Origin of the sequence: Mycobacterium sp. SMC-2 (assembly GCF_025263485.1) — a bacterium.
Lineage (GTDB): Bacteria > Actinomycetota > Actinomycetes > Mycobacteriales > Mycobacteriaceae > Mycobacterium.
On sequence record NZ_CP079863.1, the window covers coordinates 4,851,252 to 4,869,230 of the forward strand.

The 17,979-nt window shown below is 70.1% G+C and carries 16 protein-coding genes; 5 read left to right on the forward strand and 11 right to left on the reverse strand.

The window, feature by feature from the left end; genetic code table 11:
- Positions 1 to 2 precede the first annotated feature (2 nt).
- Positions 3 to 677: an isoprenylcysteine carboxylmethyltransferase family protein gene (locus tag KXD96_RS22690; RefSeq protein ID WP_260740055.1), complete on the forward strand. Its 675-nt coding sequence runs from the start codon at positions 3 to 5 to the stop codon at positions 675 to 677.
- Between the two features lie 30 nt (positions 678 to 707).
- A complete protein-coding gene (locus tag KXD96_RS22695) occupies positions 708 to 2,390 on the forward strand; it encodes a CocE/NonD family hydrolase (RefSeq protein WP_260740057.1) in 1,683 nt (560 codons plus the stop codon).
- Positions 2,391 to 2,467: 77 nt separating this feature from the next.
- Here the strand turns inward: KXD96_RS22695 and glgC are convergent, their stop codons facing one another.
- A complete protein-coding gene (gene glgC / locus KXD96_RS22700; protein WP_260740058.1) occupies positions 2,468 to 3,682 on the reverse strand; it encodes a glucose-1-phosphate adenylyltransferase in 1,215 nt (404 codons plus the stop codon).
- Positions 3,683 to 3,954: 272 nt separating this feature from the next.
- On the opposite strand from glgC, the gene glgA reads away from it, so the two are divergent.
- Positions 3,955 to 5,118, forward strand: a complete 1,164-nt coding sequence (gene glgA, locus KXD96_RS22705) for a glycogen synthase (protein WP_260740060.1) — start codon at positions 3,955 to 3,957, stop codon at positions 5,116 to 5,118.
- A gap of 29 nt (positions 5,119 to 5,147) precedes the next feature.
- On the opposite strand, the gene KXD96_RS22710 is transcribed toward glgA, so the two are convergent.
- The 7 genes from KXD96_RS22710 to KXD96_RS22740 all read right to left on the reverse strand — a co-directional run bounded on the left by KXD96_RS22710 (position 5,148) and on the right by KXD96_RS22740 (position 10,876).
- On the reverse strand, positions 5,148 to 5,321 hold the full coding sequence (locus KXD96_RS22710; RefSeq protein WP_003878471.1) for a DUF3117 domain-containing protein: 174 nt from the start codon (positions 5,319 to 5,321) through the stop codon (positions 5,148 to 5,150).
- A 193-nt stretch (positions 5,322 to 5,514) separates the two neighbouring features.
- Positions 5,515 to 6,093 carry a DNA-3-methyladenine glycosylase I gene (locus KXD96_RS22715; RefSeq protein ID WP_260740139.1) on the reverse strand — a complete coding sequence of 193 codons (579 nt, stop codon included), beginning with the start codon at positions 6,091 to 6,093 and terminating at the stop codon, positions 5,515 to 5,517.
- Between the two features lie 2 nt (positions 6,094 to 6,095).
- Positions 6,096 to 6,428 (reverse strand): DivIVA domain-containing protein, encoded by a 333-nt coding sequence (locus KXD96_RS22720; RefSeq protein WP_260740141.1) that lies wholly within the window; start codon positions 6,426 to 6,428, stop codon positions 6,096 to 6,098.
- Positions 6,429 to 6,478: 50 nt separating this feature from the next.
- The gene (locus tag KXD96_RS22725; protein WP_260740143.1) at positions 6,479 to 7,468 is read right to left on the reverse strand and encodes a glucosyl-3-phosphoglycerate synthase; all 990 of its coding nucleotides are present in this window, start codon (positions 7,466 to 7,468) and stop codon (positions 6,479 to 6,481) included.
- Complete coding sequence (gene folP / locus KXD96_RS22730; protein WP_260745505.1) at positions 7,465 to 8,289, reverse strand: dihydropteroate synthase; 825 nt, start codon at positions 8,287 to 8,289, stop codon at positions 7,465 to 7,467. The genes KXD96_RS22725 and folP overlap by 4 nt, the downstream gene beginning before the upstream one ends.
- A 195-nt stretch (positions 8,290 to 8,484) precedes the next feature.
- Complete coding sequence (fadD6, locus tag KXD96_RS22735) at positions 8,485 to 10,266, reverse strand: long-chain-acyl-CoA synthetase FadD6 (RefSeq protein WP_260740144.1); 1,782 nt, start codon at positions 10,264 to 10,266, stop codon at positions 8,485 to 8,487.
- Positions 10,267 to 10,333: 67 nt separating this feature from the next.
- The gene (locus KXD96_RS22740; protein ID WP_260740146.1) at positions 10,334 to 10,876 is read right to left on the reverse strand and encodes a TIGR00730 family Rossman fold protein; all 543 of its coding nucleotides are present in this window, start codon (positions 10,874 to 10,876) and stop codon (positions 10,334 to 10,336) included.
- A 60-nt stretch (positions 10,877 to 10,936) separates the two neighbouring features.
- Here KXD96_RS22740 and KXD96_RS22745 point away from each other — a divergent pair, with 60 nt between their 5' ends.
- Positions 10,937 to 13,063 (forward strand): AAA family ATPase, encoded by a 2,127-nt coding sequence (locus tag KXD96_RS22745; RefSeq protein ID WP_260740148.1) that lies wholly within the window; start codon positions 10,937 to 10,939, stop codon positions 13,061 to 13,063.
- On the opposite strand, the gene dapE is transcribed toward KXD96_RS22745, so the two are convergent.
- On the reverse strand, positions 13,060 to 14,124 hold the full coding sequence (gene dapE, locus KXD96_RS22750) for a succinyl-diaminopimelate desuccinylase (RefSeq protein WP_260740151.1): 1,065 nt from the start codon (positions 14,122 to 14,124) through the stop codon (positions 13,060 to 13,062). The two genes, KXD96_RS22745 and dapE, sit on opposite strands and share 4 nt — an antisense overlap.
- Before the next feature lie 36 nt (positions 14,125 to 14,160).
- Here dapE and dapD point away from each other — a divergent pair, with 36 nt between their 5' ends.
- Positions 14,161 to 15,114, forward strand: coding sequence for a 2,3,4,5-tetrahydropyridine-2,6-dicarboxylate N-succinyltransferase (dapD, locus tag KXD96_RS22755; RefSeq protein ID WP_260745506.1), 954 nt, complete (start codon positions 14,161 to 14,163; stop codon positions 15,112 to 15,114).
- A 6-nt stretch (positions 15,115 to 15,120) separates the two neighbouring features.
- Here dapD and KXD96_RS22760 read toward each other — a convergent pair whose 3' ends face one another.
- Complete coding sequence (locus KXD96_RS22760) at positions 15,121 to 16,416, reverse strand: MFS transporter (RefSeq protein ID WP_260745507.1); 1,296 nt, start codon at positions 16,414 to 16,416, stop codon at positions 15,121 to 15,123.
- A 128-nt stretch (positions 16,417 to 16,544) separates the two neighbouring features.
- On the reverse strand, positions 16,545 to 17,966 hold the full coding sequence (locus KXD96_RS22765) for an acyl-CoA synthetase (RefSeq protein WP_260740152.1): 1,422 nt from the start codon (positions 17,964 to 17,966) through the stop codon (positions 16,545 to 16,547).
- Between the last annotated feature and the right edge of the window lie 13 nt (positions 17,967 to 17,979).

Here is a 17,979-nt window from a genome sequence, read left to right on the forward strand (position 1 = left end):
TCATGAAATTCGGTCTTCGACTGGTGGCATCATCGATTCTCGGAATGGCCGCCTATGCTCTGGTCCTGTTCTTACCGGCCGGCACCATCCACTATTGGCAGGGATGGGCTTTCATCGCCCTGTTCACGGCGGTATCGATCGGTCCCACAATATATTTGGCGCGCAAACGTCCGGCGGCCCTGCGGCGGCGCATGCATGCGGGACCGCAGGCGGAAACCCGAATGGCCCAGAAAATGATCATCACCGGCGCGTTCGGGCTTCTCTTCGGGATCATGGCGTTCAGCGCGTTCGACCATCGGATGGGCTGGTCGACGGTGCCCGTATGGCTGTGCCTGGTCGGGGACGTGCTGATGGCGGCCGGGTTGGGCATCGCCATGCTCGTGGTCATCGAGAATAGTTACGCCGCTGCCACCGTCACGGTGGAGAGCGGCCAGAAAGTAGCCACGGGCGGCCTCTACAGGTTCGTCAGGCACCCGATGTATGCCGGCAACGTGATCATGATGGTGGGCATGGCCCTGGCGCTCGGCTCTTATTGGGCACTTCTGTTCGTCATCCCGGGCGTCACGCTCCTCGTCTTGCGCATCCTCGACGAGGAGAAGCTCCTCAAAAGGGAACTCCCGGGATACCGCGAATACGCGCAGCACGTTCGCTATCGGCTGCTGCCGAGTGTGTGGTAGCGGCCGGGAGAAGGCGCTTAGGGTAGTCGGGTGGCGCGCGCTCCCGTCCCCACCCGAGACCGGCCTTGGCGGCGCCCCGGCGCCCTTCGTTACGCGCTGAGCCGCCTACGCGGCGTCGCCAAGCCCCCCGTCACGGTGACCGACCCACCGGGCGACATCCACGTCGAACGCGACGTCGCAGCGCCGACCCGCGACGGAACCGTCCTGCGGATCAACGTTTTCCGGCGAGCCGGCACCGGGCCCCGGCCGGTCATTCTGAGCATCCATCCCTACGGCAAGGACAACCTGCCCAAGCGGCGCGCCGGGAGGTGGACGTTCTCGGTGCAATACCGGGTGTTGCGCCAACCGCGCCCGGTGACCTTCTCGGCGCTGACCGGTTGGGAAGCACCGGATCCCGCGTGGTGGACCGCGCAGGGCTTCACCGTGGTCAATGCCGACTCGCGGGGCTGCGGCCACTCCGGCGGCACCGGAAACCTGCTGTCACGCCGGGAGGCCGAGGACACCTACGACCTCGTGCAGTGGCTCGCCGGCCAGCCGTGGTGCGACGGCCGTGTCGTCATGCTCGGCGTGTCGTACCTGGCCATCAGCCAGTACGCCGTCGCCGCCCTGCAGCCGCCGGCGCTGCGGGCGATCTGCCCCTGGGAAGGCTTCACCGACGCCTATCGCGACCTGACCTTTCCCGGCGGCGTCCGCGAGACCGGCTTCACCAAGATGTGGTCGCGCAACCTGCGGCGCGCCTCGCGGCAGACCTACGACCTCGAACGGATGCAGGACGGCCACCCGCTGCGCGACGACTTCTGGCGCTCGGTGGCGCCCGACCTGCCGGCGATCCAAATCCCCATGCTGATCTGCGGCAGCTTCTCGGACAACAACCTGCACAGCCGCGGCTCGATGCGGGCCTTCACGCACACCGGCTCCGCGCACGCCCGCCTGTACACCCATCGAGGCGGCAAGTGGGCGACCTTCTACTCCGAGGCGGCGCTGGCCGAACAGCTGACATTCTTCCGCGCAGTGCTGGACGGGGTGCCGGGCTCGCGCAGCGTCCGCCTCGAGGTGCGCGAGGACCGCGACACGATCGCCGCGGTGCGCGAAGAAGCGGACTGGCCGCTGCCCCGAACCCGTTGGCGGCCAATATATCTGGCACGGGCCGGCGTGCTGACACCCGGGCGGCCGGCGGAGGCCGGCAGCATCGCGTTCGAAACGCTTTCCCGCGCAGCGGTATTCAGCTGGACGGTCCCGGCGGACATCGAGCTGACCGGCCCGATGGCCGCCCGGTTGTGGGTGGCGCTGGACGGCTGCGACGACGCCAACCTGTTCGTCGGCGTGGAGAAGTGGCGAGACGGTCGCTTCGTCGCGTTCGAGGGGTCCTACGGCTACGGCCGCGACCGGGTGACCACCGGCTGGCAGCGGGTCTCGCTGCGGGCGCTGGACCCCGAGCTTTCGCGGCCGTGGGAGCCCGTCCCGTCGTGCGCGGAGCCGCAGCCGGTTCCCGCCGGGGAGGTGGTCGCGGTCGATGTCGCACTGGGCCCGTCGGCGACCTTGTTCCGGGCCGGCGAGCAGCTGCGGCTGGTGGTCGCCGGGCGCTGGCTGTGCCCGCGCAATCCGCTGATCGGCCAGATGCCCGCGGCCTATGCGCGCTCGCCCCGCGGCCGCGTCACCCTGCACTGGGGCCCGCGCTACGACGCGCACCTGCTCATCCCCGAGGTCCCGTAAGGCGCGAGCAGACGCAGAATCGCACGTTTCATGATGAAATCGTGCGATTCTGCGTCTGCTCGCGGAAGCTGGGCCAGCTAGATCCAGACGCCCTTGCCCACCGCGACCACGCCGCCGGCGCTGATCGCGAACCGTTCCCGGTCCCGCTCCAGATCCACTCCGACCATCTCGCCGGGCCCGACGACGACGTTCTTGTCCAGGATGGCGTGGCGTACCACCGCGCCCCGGCCGACCCGGGCGCCCGGCATGATGACGCTGCCCTCGACGATCGCGCCGTCGTCGACCACCACGTTGGACGACAGCACCGAGTTACGCACCGACGCCGCCGAAATGATGCTGCCGGCGCCGACGACCGACTCCTGTGCGGAGCCGCCGTTGACGAACTTGGCCGGTGCCAGGTTCTCCGACTCGCCGCGAATCGGCCAGCGCTTGTTGTAGAGGTTGAACACCGGGTGCACCGACACCAGGTCCATGTGCGCGTCGTAGAACGCGTCCAGCGTCCCCACGTCACGCCAGTAGCCGCGGTCGCGATCGGTGGCGCCCGGCACCTCGTTGTCCTTGAAGTCGTACACCGCGGCCATGCCGTCGCTTACCAGTCGCGGGATGATGTCACCGCCCATGTCGTGATCCGAATGGTCGTCGTCGGCGTCGGCGCGGATGGCGTCGATGAGGACCTTCGTGGTGAAGATGTAGTTGCCCATCGATACGAACGTCGAGTCGGGGTCGCCCGGGACGCTCGGCGGATCCAGCGGCTTCTCCACGAAAGCGCGGATGCGGCCCGAGTCGTCGGCGTCGATGCACCCGAACGCGCTGGCCTCGCTGCGCGGCACCCGGATGCCCGCCACCGTTACCCCCGCCCCACTTTCGATGTGGAACTGGACCATCTGTTCGGGGTCCATTCGGTACACGTGGTCGGCTCCGAAAACGACTATGTAGTCGGGGTCTTCGTCATAGATCAGATTGAGCGACTGGTAGATCGCGTCGGCGGAGCCGGTGTACCAGCGCGGGCCCAGACGCTGCTGTGCGGGCACCGGGGTGATGTACTCACCGGCCAGGCCGGACAGCCGCCAGTTCTGCGAAATGTGACGGTCCAGTGAATGCGATTTGTACTGGGTGAGAACGCAGATCCTCAAGTAACGGGCATTGACGAGATTGGACAGCACGAAGTCGATCAGTCGATAGGCGCCCCCGAAGGGAACTGCGGGCTTGGCCCGGTCCGCGGTCAGCGGATACAGCCGCTTGCCCTCACCGCCGGCCAGGACGATGCCCAGCACGTGTGGCGCTTCCCTCATGATTCAAACCTATCGGCCGCCGCGAACCGCTGCCAGAGGGACGGTGCTATTGGTGGTCTGCTGTGCGGCTGTCCGTCAAGGTATTTGGTCCCGCGGCCGGCCACGGATTGCCCAGGCCCGACTCGCGGGCCCCGTCGACGCCGCCCAAGCTCAACCGTCCGGCTTCTCCTCGGCCCGACTCGCGGGCCCCCTCGACGCCGTCCAAGCTCAACCGTCCGGCTTCTCCTCGGCCCGACTCGCGGACCTCGTCGTCGCCGAACTACCGTGCGGGTATGCGGGTGGCGATGATGACTCGGGAGTACCCACCAGAGGTTTACGGGGGAGCCGGCGTACATGTCACCGAACTGGTGGCGCAACTGCGCCGACTGTGCGCGGTCGACGTGCACTGCATGGGCGCGCAGCGGCCAAACGCCTTCGTGCACCAACCCGATCCGCGCTTGCAGGGCGCCAACGTGGCGCTGTCGACGCTGTCCTCGGACCTGATGATGGCCAACGCCGCGTCGGCCGCCACCGTCGTGCATTCGCACACCTGGTACACCGGCATGGCCGGGCATCTGGCCGCGCTGCTCTACGACGTCCCCCACGTTCTGACCGCCCATTCGCTCGAGCCGCTGCGGCCGTGGAAGGCCGAACAGCTCGGCGGCGGCTACCGCGTGTCGACGTGGGTGGAGCACACCGCGGTACAGGCTGCGGACGCGGTCATCGCGGTCAGCTCCGCGATGCGCGAAGACATCCTGCGGGTCTACCCCGCCCTGGACCCCAACGTCGTGCACGTCATCCGCAACGGGGTCGACACCGACGTCTGGCATCCCGCCGGGCCGGTGCAAGCCGGGTCTGTGCTGGCCGAACTCGGGGTCGACCCGCAGCGGCCCACCGTGGCGTTCGTCGGCCGGATCACCCGGCAGAAGGGCGTCGCCCATTTGGTGGCCGCGGCGCACCACTTCGACCCCGAGGTGCAGGTGGTGCTGTGCGCGGGCGCCCCCGACACCCAGGAGATAGCCGACGAGATTCGGTCCGCGGTGGCGCGGCTGGCCCGCGACCGACAGGGCGTGTTCTGGATCAGAGAGATGCTGCCCATCGGCGAGCTACGCGAAATACTATCGGCGGCAACCGTTTTCGTGTGTCCCTCGGTGTACGAGCCGCTGGGCATCGTCAACCTGGAGGCGATGGCGTGCGCGACCGCGGTGGTGGCGTCCGACGTCGGCGGGATACCCGAGGTGGTCGCCGACGGGGTGACCGGGTCGCTGGTGCACTACGACGCCGGCGACCCTTCCGGCTACCACGCCCGGCTGGCCGAAGCGGTCAATGAGCTTGTCGCCGACCCCGAGAAGGCCAAGCGCTACGGCGAGGCGGGACGCCAGCGCTGCGTCGAGGAATTCTCCTGGGCCCGCGTCGCCGAGCAGACCCTGGAAATCTACCGAAAGGTTTGTGCGTAGCGCCGCCGGCAACGGTCCGCCGGCCCGCCTCAGCTGGAGCTCGTGACACCCTTGAGTTCGTCACCGAGGGCGGCGGCTTCGTCGGGCGTCAGCTCAACGACCAGTCGACCGCCTCCCTCAAGTGGTACCCGCATCACGATGCCGCGCCCCTCCTTGGTTGCTTCCAGAGGACCGTCTCCGGTCCGGGGCTTCATCGCCGCCATCGAGTGCTCCCTCCAGGTTCGAGCTGGCCCGCCTTTGCGGACCTGGTCGGCGCCGAGCATGCCCCGCCAGCGATTTTCCAGCCATACCCGGCATCGAACTGCCAAATCACCCCTCCATTGTTCCCTATCCAGGTCACGAGTTGTACAAAGACCCGGTTCTGAGGGCTTAGCGGGCCGCTCAGGACCCCCGTAGTCACCGGCTGGAGGGCACCCAGCAACCCCGGATATGGTCGTCGACCATCCCGGTCGCCTGCATCAACGCATAGGCGGTGGTCGGCCCGACGAAGCGGAACCCGCGCCGCTTGAGCTCACGCGCCATGGCCTTCGATTCGGCAGTCGCCGAGGGAATTTCGGAGCCCGCAGCCGGCCGGGGCCGGGGCGCCGGCGCAAACGACCACAGCAGCTTCGACAGGTCCGCCGGAGTTCCCAGCTCGGCGGCGGCGCGCGCGTTGGCGATCGTCGCGTCGATTTTGGCCCGGTTGCGAACGATTCCCGTGTCCGCCATCAACCGCTGGACGTCGGCATCGGTGTAGCCGGCCACCTGCTCGAAATCGAACCCGGCGAAGGCCCGCCGGAAGTTCTCCCGTTTGCGCAAAATGATCAGCCACGACAGCCCGCTCTGGAAGGCCTCCAAGCTCATTCGCTCGAACAGCGCCACCCCGTCGTGCACCGGACGGCCCCACTCCTGGTCGTGGTAGTCGCGGTACATCTCGAAATCGGGTCCGGGCCGAATGGCCGCCCAGCTACACCGAACCAATGCGTCATCGCTCACGTCTAGTCCTGACGATCCTCGCCGTCCTGGGGTTCCACTTCGCACTCCGCGCGGGCGTGCACGGCGGCCAGCTGGCCGCGCAGCGCCTCGAGCTCGCGGGCGAGCCGATCCAGCACCCAGTCCACCTCGCTGGTTTTGTAGCCGCGCAGCACCTGGGTGAACTTGACGGCGTCGACGTCCGCGCCGGTCACACCGTAGGCGGGCAACACCGTCGCGGTCGTCCCCCGCGGCAGGGGTGGCAGCTGCTCACCCCGACCAAACAGCAGGCTCGCCGCGCCGAACAGCACGATCGCCACCAGCACCAGCACCACTAGGTAAAGCAACACCAAGGCCACGTCGTCGATATTGCCCTATGCCGCCGACACCGCGATCAAGCAACGTGGCCTTAGCGCGGCCTCAGAACCTTCATGGGCGGGCGGTCCGCCAGCGACACCGGCGAGGTGTGCTGGGTGTAGCTGTAACTCTCGGAGTCATCGGCGAAGAACTGCGTCAACCCGACCCCCGAGTCGGGAACCCCGCAGCGGGCGAGCAGGGTGGCGATGACCTGGCGGCTCATCGCGCCCAGCTCGGTCAGCGGCCGGTTGCGATGCGCGCGCACACCCAGGTTGACCTGGGCGATCGCGTCCAACCCCAGCCGGTCGAAAGTGTCCAGCAGCAGGCCGATCTCCACGCCGTAGCCCGGCGCGAACGGCACCGACGTCAGCAGTTCGCGGGTGGCCGCGTACTCCCCGCCGAGCGGCTGCAGGATGCGGCCCAGCTCCGGTCGCAGCGCGGCGAGCAGCGGCCGGGCCACCAGCTCGGTGACGCGCCCGCCTCCGGTAGCGCCCGCGCCGCCCCCGACGTCCGCGACCTGGAGGGGCCGCCGGTAGAAGCTCTTGACCAGGTGGACGCCGTCACCCGTGAGCAGCGGGCCCACCAGCCACGGCACGAACATCGGGTGCGGGTCGATCAGGTCGGAGTCGACGAACACAACGATGTCGCCGCTGGTGGCCGCGAGCGAGCGCCACAGCGCCTCCCCCTTGCCCGGCCGGATCGGCACCTCGGGCAATGCCTGCTCACGGCTGACGACACGGGCGCCGGCGGCGACGGCGCGGATCTCGGTGTCGTCCGTCGAGCCGGAGTCCAGCACGATTAGCTCGTCGACCAGCCCGTCAACCAGCGGTGAGATGCTCTCGACCACCGATTGGATGGTTTCTTCTTCGTCGAGGGCCGGCAGCACCACCGAGATGGTTCGCCCCGCCTTCGCGGCCTCGAGTTCGGCAACGGTCCAGTTCGGACGGTTCCAGCTGCGGTTGGAAAGCCACGTGTCGCCGGGCCGGGAGGCCGGTACCGCGTCGTCGGTGAGGTCCCCGGCGAACAGGTCGGATGCCGTCATGCCAGCCCCCTCACCGTGCGTGTCGGCGGGCGTATTCCCTGGATGGAGGCCACCATTTCGAGCACCCGTCGCGTCTCTGCGACCTGGTGCACGCGAAACATCCGCGCACCGGCGGCCGCCGCAAGCGCGGTGGCCGCCAGCGTTCCCTCGAGCCGCTCGGTCAATTCCACCCCCAGAGTCTCGCCGACGAAGTCCTTGTTACTCAAAGCCATGAGCACAGGCCATCCGGTACTAACAAGATCGCCCAGGTGGCGCAACAACAGCAGCCCGTGGAAGGTGTTCTTGCCGAAGTCGTGGGCCGGGTCGATGAGCACCCGGTCGCGGGCCACCCCGCGGGCGACTGCGCGCTCGGCGGCGGTGGTGACCTGGCGAATGACGTCGTCGACCACGCCGCGCGTGGTGGTGCCGTAGCTCACCCGGAACGGACGCGTGCGGGGCAGCGCGCCGCCGGTGTGCGAGCACACCAGGCCGGCACCGAACTCCGCGGCGACCTCGGCCAAGGCCGGGTCGATGCCGCCCCAGGTGTCGTTGATCAGGTCCGCCCCCGCCGCGCACGCCACCTTGGCCACCTCGGAGCGCCAGGTGTCGACGCTGATCAGCTGGTCCGGGTAGGCGCCGCGCAGCCATTCGATGAACGGGATCAACCGCGCGATCTCGGTGTCGGCGTCAACCTCCTGCCCCGGGCCGGCCTTGACCCCGCCGACGTCGATGACGTCGGCGCCCTCGGCGATGGCCCGGTGTGCGGCGGCCCGGGCGGCCTCGTCGCTGAAGGTCGCACCCTTGTCGTAGAACGAGTCCGGGGTGCGGTTGACGATCGCCATGATCAGCGGGCGATCGCCGGCGACCGGACGGCCACACCAGGTCGATTGGCCGGCTGACGCCGACGGTGTCGAATGCACACGTCTATGGTGCCCGGTCACCGCGCCGGGCGCGCCCGGGGATCGAGTGTGCGGCCAGGGCGCGATGTTGCGGCGTGTCGTCACCGTCGGCGCACACCCGACGCCGCCAGCGCACACTCAGCCCCGCGGCCGCTTACCGTCGGCCACCTCGTCGGGGTACTCGTCGTAGTACGGCACGTAGCCCTCGTCGCGGCCGGCCAGCACGTAGAGCGAATCGATGTCGGGTCCGTAGGCCTGCTCGCGCAGCTCCACCTTGCGGCTCTTGAACGTCGTGGTGTGCTCCAGCGACTCGACCACCCGCACGAACAGCGGCAACGCGTAGACCGGCAGCTGGTCGTACACCGCGCGGGCCAGGGACTTGCCGTCGAACTCGGCGCCGTCGCGCAGCTTCACCGCGGCCATCCCGGCGCGACCGCCGGTGCGGGGAATCTCGACGCCGAACACCGTGCACTCCTCCACGGACTCGTCGGACCCCAACGCGGCCTCCACCTGGGTGGTGGCGACGTTCTCGCCCTTCCACCGGAACGTGTCGCCGAGGCGGTCGACGAATGCGGCGTGCCCCATGCCCTGCGGGCTCATCACGTCACCGGAGTTGAACCACACGTCACCCTCACGAAACGCGTTGCGCACCAACTTCTTTTCGCTCGACTCCTTGTCGGTGTAGCCGTCGAACGGCTGCAGCCGGTTGACCGGGCTGAGCAGCAGGCCGGGCTCCCCGGGGGGCACCCGGCGCACCCGCCCGTCGTCGCCGCGCAGCGGGGCTCCGGTGTCGGGGTCGTACTCCACGTAGGCCAATGGCATCGGGAAGACGCCGGTCGACCGGGGCACGTTGAAGACGTTGATGAACGCGGTGTTGCCCTCGCTGGAGGCGTAGAACTCGCAGACGCGGGCGATGTCGAACCGATTCGTGAACTCGTCCCAGATCTCCGGGCGCAGGCCGTTGCCGGCGATCACCCGCACCCGGTGCGCCCGGTCGGTGACTTTGCGTGGCTGGTTGAGCAGATACCGGCAGATCTCCCCGATGTAGATGAACGCCGTGGCTTCTGCGGCGATGACCTCATCCCAGAACTTCGACGCCGAGAACGAGCGGCCCAGCGCCAGCGTCGCGCCCGAGTTGATCACCGACGACAACGCGACGGTCAGCGCGTTGTTGTGGTACAGCGGCAGGCAGCTGTACAGCGTGTCGGAGCTCTTCAGCCGCAACCCCATGCCGCCGAACGCCGCCAGCGCCTTCAGCCACCGCAGGTGGGTCATGACGCTGGCCTTGGGGAATCCCGTTGTGCCCGAGGTGAAGATGTAGAACGCGGTGTCCCTGGCCTGCACGGCCGACACCGACGCCGGGTTGGTGGCCGGCGCGCTGACGGCGAATCGCTCCAGGTCTTCCACGGTCATGGTCTCCGTGTCGCCCGCGCCGCCGCACTCGGCCACCGCGCTGACCAGGTCCGTCTCGGCGATCAACACCTTGGCGTTCAGCAGACCCAGGCTGTGCGCCAACACCTCGCCGCGCTGGTGGTAGTTCAGCATCCCGGCGACCGCGCCACACTTGACGGCGGCCAGCATCGCCAGCACCGCGTTGGGCGAGTTGCGCAGCATGATCGCGACGACGTCGCCGTGGCCGACGCCGTGCGCGGCCAACACCGCGGCGTACCTGTTGGCGGCGGCGTTGGCGTCGCGGTAGGTCAGTTCCTGATCGCCGAACCGCAAGAAGATCCGATCGCCGTAGCGGGCGGCCCGTTCCTGGAACACCATGCCGATCGACTTCTTCGAACCCGGCTGGGCCAGCAGCCCGGTCATCGCCCCGCGCACTATCACCGGCATGTCGGCCAGCAGCCCCGGCGCCCGAGATGCGATATCGGTCAATTTGACCGCGGTGCGCGCTCCCCCGTCGTGATCGGCCACGTCGTCCCTCGATTCTGCGTAACAACCCGGCGACAGCCTAGTCGGGGTAGCGCGTTGGCCGGCGCGCTCAATCGGGCGCACACGCCTCCACGGCGGCGCTCACCTTGTCGACCAGCAACAACCGGTCCATCGCCGGTTGCGAGACGTACCCGCTGTCGAGCAGCCCGCACAGCCAGAGCCACAGCCCTTCGTAGTGCCCCAGGGGATCGAGCAAGACGATGGGTTTGCGGTGCAGGCCGAGGTAGCCCGTGGTCCACGCGTCCAGCAATTCGTCCAGGGTGCCCACGCCGCCGGGGAGGACGATGAACGCATCGGAGCGCTCTTCCATGGCGTGCTTGCGCTCGTGCATGGTCTCGGTGACGATCAGCTCGTCGGCGTCGGTGTCGGCGATCTCGACGCGCATCAGGATTTGCGGAATGACGCCGACGGTCCGGCCCCCGCGGGCGCGGGCCGCGGTCGCCACCGCGCCCATCGCCGAGACGCGGCCGCCACCCCACACCAGGGTCCAGCCGCGCTCGGCGATCGCCTCACCGAGTTCGGCAGCGACCGCAAGCAATTCGGGATGTTGGGGGCCAGACGCGCAGTACACACACACCGCCCAGTCGCGCATACAACGAAAGGTAGACCAAGCTTGCTGCGGGCTGCACGCCGCGCGCAATAAAATCCGGCGATGCCGATTCGATGGAACGTCCCCCAGCACGCCTCGGCCTTGGAGCGGCTGGGCGCGGCGCTGGCGGCCGGCAGGGGGGCCGTCGTGCTCGGACCGGACGGCTGCGGCAAGTCCACGTTGGCCCGGCTGGCCGCCGAAGACTTCGGCCGGCGCCATCCCGGCACGCGCGTCCGCTGGGTGACCGGCACCCCGACCGAACGCGCGGTCCCCTTCGGCGCCTTCGGCCACCTGGTGCAGATCGCCGACATCGGCAAGCCGGCCGCGCTGTTGCGCGCCGCGAGAGCATCGCTGGACGGTGACGACCTGCTGCTCCTCGTCGACGACGCCCACGACCTGGACGTCCTATCGGCCACGCTGGTGTACCAGTTGGCGCTGGCCGGCGCGGCCAGGATGATCGTCACCGGCCGCGCCGAGTCGGCTCCCGAGGCCATCGCGGCGCTGTGGGCCGACGGCCTGCTCCCCCGGATCGACATCGAACCGCCGGGCGACATGACCACGCCGGCCGAGGTCGACGCGTTCCTCGCCGAGATACCCGCCCCGGCCCGGCCGGTGCTGGAATACCTGGCCGTCGCCGAGCCCTTGTCCCTCGCCGACCTCAGCGCCCTGACCGGCGCGGACGCGGTTCGCCAGGCGGCGGATTGCGGCGCGGTGGAGACGCGGGCGCGCGGCGGAGCCGCGGATGAGCCGGTGGTGTACACGGCCCACCCGCTCTTCGCCGAGCGGGTGCGCGCCGCGCTCGGCGGCGATGGGGCGCGGCAACGGCGCACCGAATTGGTGCGGCTGCTCTCGCAGCACCCGTCGGACCACCTCAGCGACCGGCTGCGGCTGGCCTTCCTCGCCCTCGACAGCGACGCCCCCCAACCCACGGCCGAGGTGGTGGCCGCCGCCCAGCAGGCGCTGCGGCTGGGCGACCTCGCCCTGGGCGAACGACTCGCCCGCTCGGCGCTGGACCGGTCCGCCGGGCTGGCGGCGCGGCTGGCGCTGGCGCACGCCCTGGCCTGGCGGGGCCGCGGACGCGAGGCGGACGCTGTGCTGGCCGGCCTGGACCCCACCGCGTTGACCGAGGCCGCGCTGATGGACTGGACGCTGCTGCGGGCGGCCAACCAGTTCTGGATGCTCAGCGAGCCCGAGCGGGCGACCGCGTTTCTGCGCACCATCCGCAACCGGATCACCGATCCGGGCGCGCGCACCACCCTCGACGCGCTGAGCGCCACGTTCGCCATGAACGCCGGCAACGTCGGGCATGCCGTGAAGGTCGCGGGCGAGGTGCTGGCCGCACCGGACGCCGACGACCAGGCGGTGGCCTGGGCCGCCAGCGCGGCGGCGCTGTGCGCGGCGCGGCAAGGGCGTTTCGACGAGGTCGAGCCGCTGGCCCAGCGTGCCCTGGCCGCCGAACATCCCGGATTGCTGCGCTTCACGATCGGGTTGGGGCAGACCACCGCGTTGCTGATGGCCGGCCGGCTCGAGGCGGCCCGCGAACTCGCCCAGCAGTTCACCGATTTCGCGGAGCTGCAGCAACCGGGTCGCGCTATCGGTGAGGTGCTGCTGGCCCATGTGCTGCTCGTCGACGGTGAGTTCGCCCGAGCGGCAGCGCTACTCGGCCCGGCGGCCGCCACGTTGGAACGCACCGGCTATTCGTGGGGGCCGCTGTCGTTGACGCTGCTGGCCACCGCGCTGGCCCAGCAGGGGGACATCGCCGCCGCGGGAAAGACGTTGGCCAGGGCCGAATCCCGGCACGGCACCAAGTCGGCGCTGTTCGCGCCGGAGCTCGGCGTGGCGCGGGCGTGGCGGCTGGCCTCGATGCGTGACGCGCACGGCGCGGTGGCCGCCGCCCGCGATGCCGCCCGGATGGCCGAACGCGGCGGGCAGGGAGCCGTGGCGGTGCGCGTCTGGCACGAGGCCGTACGGCTGGGTGACATCCGTGCGGCCGATCCGCTGGCCCGGCTCTGCGATGAGATCCATTGTGCCGCGGCAAAACTCGCACTCGCCCACGCGCAGGCGCTGGCGGCCGGCGACGATGCGGCGCTGCTGGCGGTGTCGGACGACCTCACGGCGGTGGGGATGCGCGCGGCGGCCGCCGACGCCGCCGCGCAGGCCCGGCGGTGCGGGGTCGCCAGCCCCAGCTAGCCGCCCAGGTAGCCGCGCAGCATGTCCACCGCGGCGGTGATGTTGACGACGGGGACGCTCTCGTCGCTGCGGTGCGCCAGGTTGGGATCGCCCGGGCCGAAGTTGACCGCCGGGATACCCAACGCGGCGAAACGGGCGACGTCGGTCCAGCCGTACTTGGCCCGTACCCGTCCCCCGGCGGCCTCGACCAGGGCCTTGGCCGCGGGCTGGGACAGCCCGGGCAGCGCGCCCGCGGCGGCGTCGGTCTGCTCGATGTGCACGTCGAGCCCGTCGAACACCTCGTGCACGTGCTGCAGCGCCGCCGCCACCGACCGGTCGGGGGCGAAGCGGAAGTTGACCGTGACCGCGGCCGCATCCGGGATCACGTTGCCCGCCACGCCGCCGTCGATACGGACGGCCGACAGGCCCTCGCGGTACTCGCACCCGTCGATGTCCACGGTGCGCGCCGAGTACGCGGTTAGCCGATCCAGCACGGCGCCCAGTTTGTGAATCGCGTTGTCGCCCAGCCACGGTCGCGCCGAGTGGGCGCGCGTCCCGGTCGCCGAGATCACGACGCGCAGCGTGCCCTGGCAGCCGGCTTCGATGTAGCCGCCGGTGGGTTCGCCCAGGATGGCCACATCGGCGGCTAGCCAGTCGGGCAACTCCCGCTCGATGCGGCCCAAACCGTTTGCCGCCGCGTCGATTTCCTCGCAGTCGTACATCACCAGGGTCAGGTCGTGGACCGGTTCGGCCACGGTCGCGGCCAGGTGCAGGAAGACCGCGTCGCCGGATTTCATGTCCGCGGCGCCGCAGCCATACAGGTTGCCGTCCTCGCGGCGGCTGGGCAGGTTGCCGGCGACCGGGACGGTGTCCAGGTGCCCGGCCAGCAGGACCCGCGACGGACGCTGGCGCCGGGTGCGCGCCAGGACGGCGTTGCCGTTGCGAACGATCTCGAAGCCGGAGGTCTGGGCGCGTAGCGCGGCCTCCACCTCGTCGGCCAGGCGCGCCTCGTCCCGCGATTCGCTGGGGATGTCGACCAACGCCGCGGTCAGCTCGATCGGGTCCCCGCGCAAGTCCAGCACGGGTCCCAGGTTATCCGCTGCCCAGCGGCAAGTAACCTGACCGCCGTGACTGGAGCTGTAGGCATCGGGCTGGCGACGCTGGCCGCCGACGGATCGATCCTCGACACGTGGTTCCCCGCACCGGAACTGACCGAGTCGGGCACCAGCGGTACTTCGCGCCTCGCCCTGTCGGACGTTCCCCCGGAGCTGGCCGCGCTGACCGGGCGCGACGAGGACCGCGGCACCGAAAGCGTCGCCGTGCGAACGGTCATCGGCTCGCTCGACGACGTGGCCGCCGACGCCTACGACGCCTACCTGCGGCTGCATCTGCTGTCGCACCGGTTGGTGGCGCCGCACGGGCTGAACGCCGGCGGCCTGTTCGGGGTATTGACCAATGTGGTGTGGACTAACCGCGGACCGTGCGCCATCGACGGGTTCGAGGCGGTCCGCGCGCGGCTGCGCCGGCACGGCCCGGTGACCGTCTACGGCATCGACAAGTTCCCCCGCATGGTGGACTACGTCGTGCCCAGCGGGGTGCGCATCGCCGACGCCGACCGGGTGCGGCTGGGCGCCCACCTGGCGCCGGGGACGACGGTGATGCACGAGGGCTTCGTCAACTACAACGCGGGCACGCTGGGCGCGTCGATGGTGGAGGGCCGCATCTCGGCCGGCGTGGTGGTGGGCGACGGATCCGATATCGGCGGCGGCGCGTCGATCATGGGCACGCTGTCCGGCGGCGGCACGGAAGTCATCTCGATCGGCAAGCGCTGCCTGCTCGGTGCCAACGCGGGGCTGGGCATCTCGCTGGGCGACGACTGCATCGTCGAAGCCGGCCTCTACGTGACCGCGGGAACCAAGGTGGCCACGCCCGACGGCCAGGTGCGCAAGGCGCTGGAGCTGTCCGGCGGCAACAACCTGCTGTTTCGCCGCAACTCCGTCACCGGGGCCGTCGAGGTGGTGGCCCGCGGCGGTCAGGGCATCGCCCTCAACGAGGATCTGCACGCCAACTGAGCGCGGCTATACCTCGGCGGCGACCTTCTCCGCGGTCGGGGCGGCGCCAAGCGCGGCTCCGCTGGTTTCGGGCAGCAGATAGACGGACACAAAACTGGCCACCACGAGGGTGGCCATCATGAGCCCGATCGCCCAGCCGCCGTAGGTCGCCCGCAGCGTGCCCGCGGCCAGCGGCGGCACCGCCGCGCCGAGGATGCCGGCAAGGTTCATCGCCACCGCGGCGCCGCTGTAGCGGTAGCGAGTGGCGAACAGTTCGGGAACGAAGGCCCCCGTCGGCCCGTTGGCCACCGCCGCGGCGGCGAACATGCCGAGGACGGCGACCGCGTACAACACCGGCTTGCGGGTGTCCAGCAGCGGGATGACCGCGAACGCCCACGGCAGGCACGCCGCCAGCCCGCATAACATCACCCGGCGGCGCCCGACTCGGTCGGAGATCCACGCCGAGAACGACACGCAGGCCATGCTGGTGAGCCCGCCGAGGGCCCCGACGCCCCAGATGAAGCTGCGCGAGTACCCCAGATGGTTGTGGGCGTACATGACGAGGAAGGTGTTGCCCAGGTACACGAAGCCCATACCGCCCACAAAGACGCCCGCGACCAGCACGATCTCACGCCGCTGGAACCGCAACAGCTCCGCGAGCGGCGCCTTGGGCACCAGGTTGCGGACCTTCTCCTCGACGAACAGCGGGGTCTCGTCGATGTTCAGTCGTACGTACAAGGCGATCCCGATCAGCCCGCTGCTGATCAGGAACGGCACCCGCCATCCCCACTCCATGAACGCGGGGCTTTTCTCGCCCATAGTGAGGTCGACGGCGAGAAAGGTCAGGCTGGCAAGGATCCCGGCGGTGCCACCGCCGAGCAGGGTGAACATGCCGTACCAGCCGCGCTTGCCGGGCGGGGCGTACTCGGCGCTCAGCAGGACGGACCCCGCCCATTCTCCGCCGACGGCGAACCCCTGTAACAGCCGCAGCCCGATGAGGATCAACGGTGCGGCGATGCCGATCGACGCCGTGCCGGGGACCATCCCCACGCTCACCGTCGACGCGCCCATGATCAGCAGCGTGGCGACCAGCGTCTTCTTGCGGCCGAGCCGGTCCCCGAAGTAGCCGAAGACGGCCGCGCCCAGCGGGCGCGACAGGAACGCCGTCGCGAACGTCGCCAGCGAGGCGATGGTGGCCAGCGTCGGGCCGAGGCGCGGGAAGAACACCGTGGGAAACACCAGTGCCGCCGCGGTCCCGTAAATGAGGAAGTCGTAGAACTCGATGGCCGAGCCCACGAGGCAGGCGGCCGCTATCCGCCGCATGGGGGTGGTGGGCCGAGTCAGCTCACCCATCCACGCCGCTCACTGTCCGGTTGCCTCGACACACGGTTACGACCGTAGGTGAAGCTTCGCGGTCACGCTCGGCGCTGCAGCTGGCAACTTGCTGGGTATCAGCCGTCGGACAGCAGCTGTTTCTTGAGCACCTTGCCCATCGCGTTGCGGGGCAGCGCGTCGACGAGGCGCACCTCGCGAGGCCGTTTGTGCACCGAAAGCTGTTGCGCGACATGGTTGATCAGGTCGTCGGCTTTCACGTCGGGCGCACCGACGATGAACGCGACGATGCGCTGGCCCAAATCTTCATCCGGCATCCCGACGACGGCCGCCTCCTGCACCCCGGGATGCCCGAGCAGCGCCGTCTCGATTTCGCCGGCGCCGATCCGGTAGCCGCCGGACTTGATCAGGTCGACCGACTCGCGGCCCACGATGCGGTGCATCCCCCCGCCGTCGATGACCGCGACGTCGCCGGTGCGATACCAGCCGTCGGCGTCGAACGCCTCGGCGGTGGCGTCGGGACGGTTCAGGTAACCGTCGAACATCATCGGGCCCCGAACCTCAAGGCGCCCAACGGTTTCCCCGTCGTGCGGCACCGGTCCGCCGGTGTCGTCCAGCAGCCTGGTTTGCACGCCGGCGAGCGGTAGGCCCACCCACCCGGCGCGTCGCTCGCCGTCCGCGCGGGTCGACAGGGTGATCAGCGATTCGGAGGCGCCGTACCGTTCGATGGGCTGATGCCCGGTGAGTTGGGCGAGCCGGTCGAACACCGGCACCGGCAGCGGCGCGCTCCCGGAGACCAGCAGCCGCGCCGGCCGCAGCGCCCGGGCGGCGGACTCGTCGGCGCCGACCCGCGACCACACGGTAGGCACGCCGAAAAACAACGTCCCCCCCGCCTCCGAGCAAGCCTGCGCATACCCCGCCGGCGTCGGTTTGCCGGTGTGCACGAACCGGTTTCCCACCCGCAGCGACCCCAGCAACCCCAGCACCAGCCCGTGCACGTGAAACAGCGGCAGCCCGTGCACCAACACGTCGTCGGCCGGCCACTGCCACGCCTCCGCCAGGGCATCGAGGTCGGCGGCGATCGCGCGCCGGCTCAGCACCACGCCCTTCGGCAGGCCGGTGGTGCCCGAGGTGTAGATCACCATCGCGGTGGCGTCGGGCGACGGCTCGGGGTAGCGGTGCCAGGACCGGGCGTGCAAGCGCACCGGGACGTGCGGCAGCCCCTCCGATTCGTCCGGCACGGGGCCAAGCCAGGCCTGCACTCCCGAATCGGTGAGCATGTGCCGGCGTTCGGCCGCACCGACGTCGGCGGGCACCGGCACGAAGGGAACGCCGGCGATCAGGCACCCGGTCACCGCCAGCACCGTCGACGCGGTCGGGGTGGCCAGGATCGCGACCCGGTCCGCCCCGGCGACCCGCTCCGCCACCGACGTGGCGGCGCCGACCAGGTCGCTGCGACTCAACACGTCGCCGTCGATGCGCACCGCGTCGGCGATGTCGGTGGCGGTGACCGCCGCGGGATTCAGGGACGCCAGCAGCACGTGAGCAGGCTAC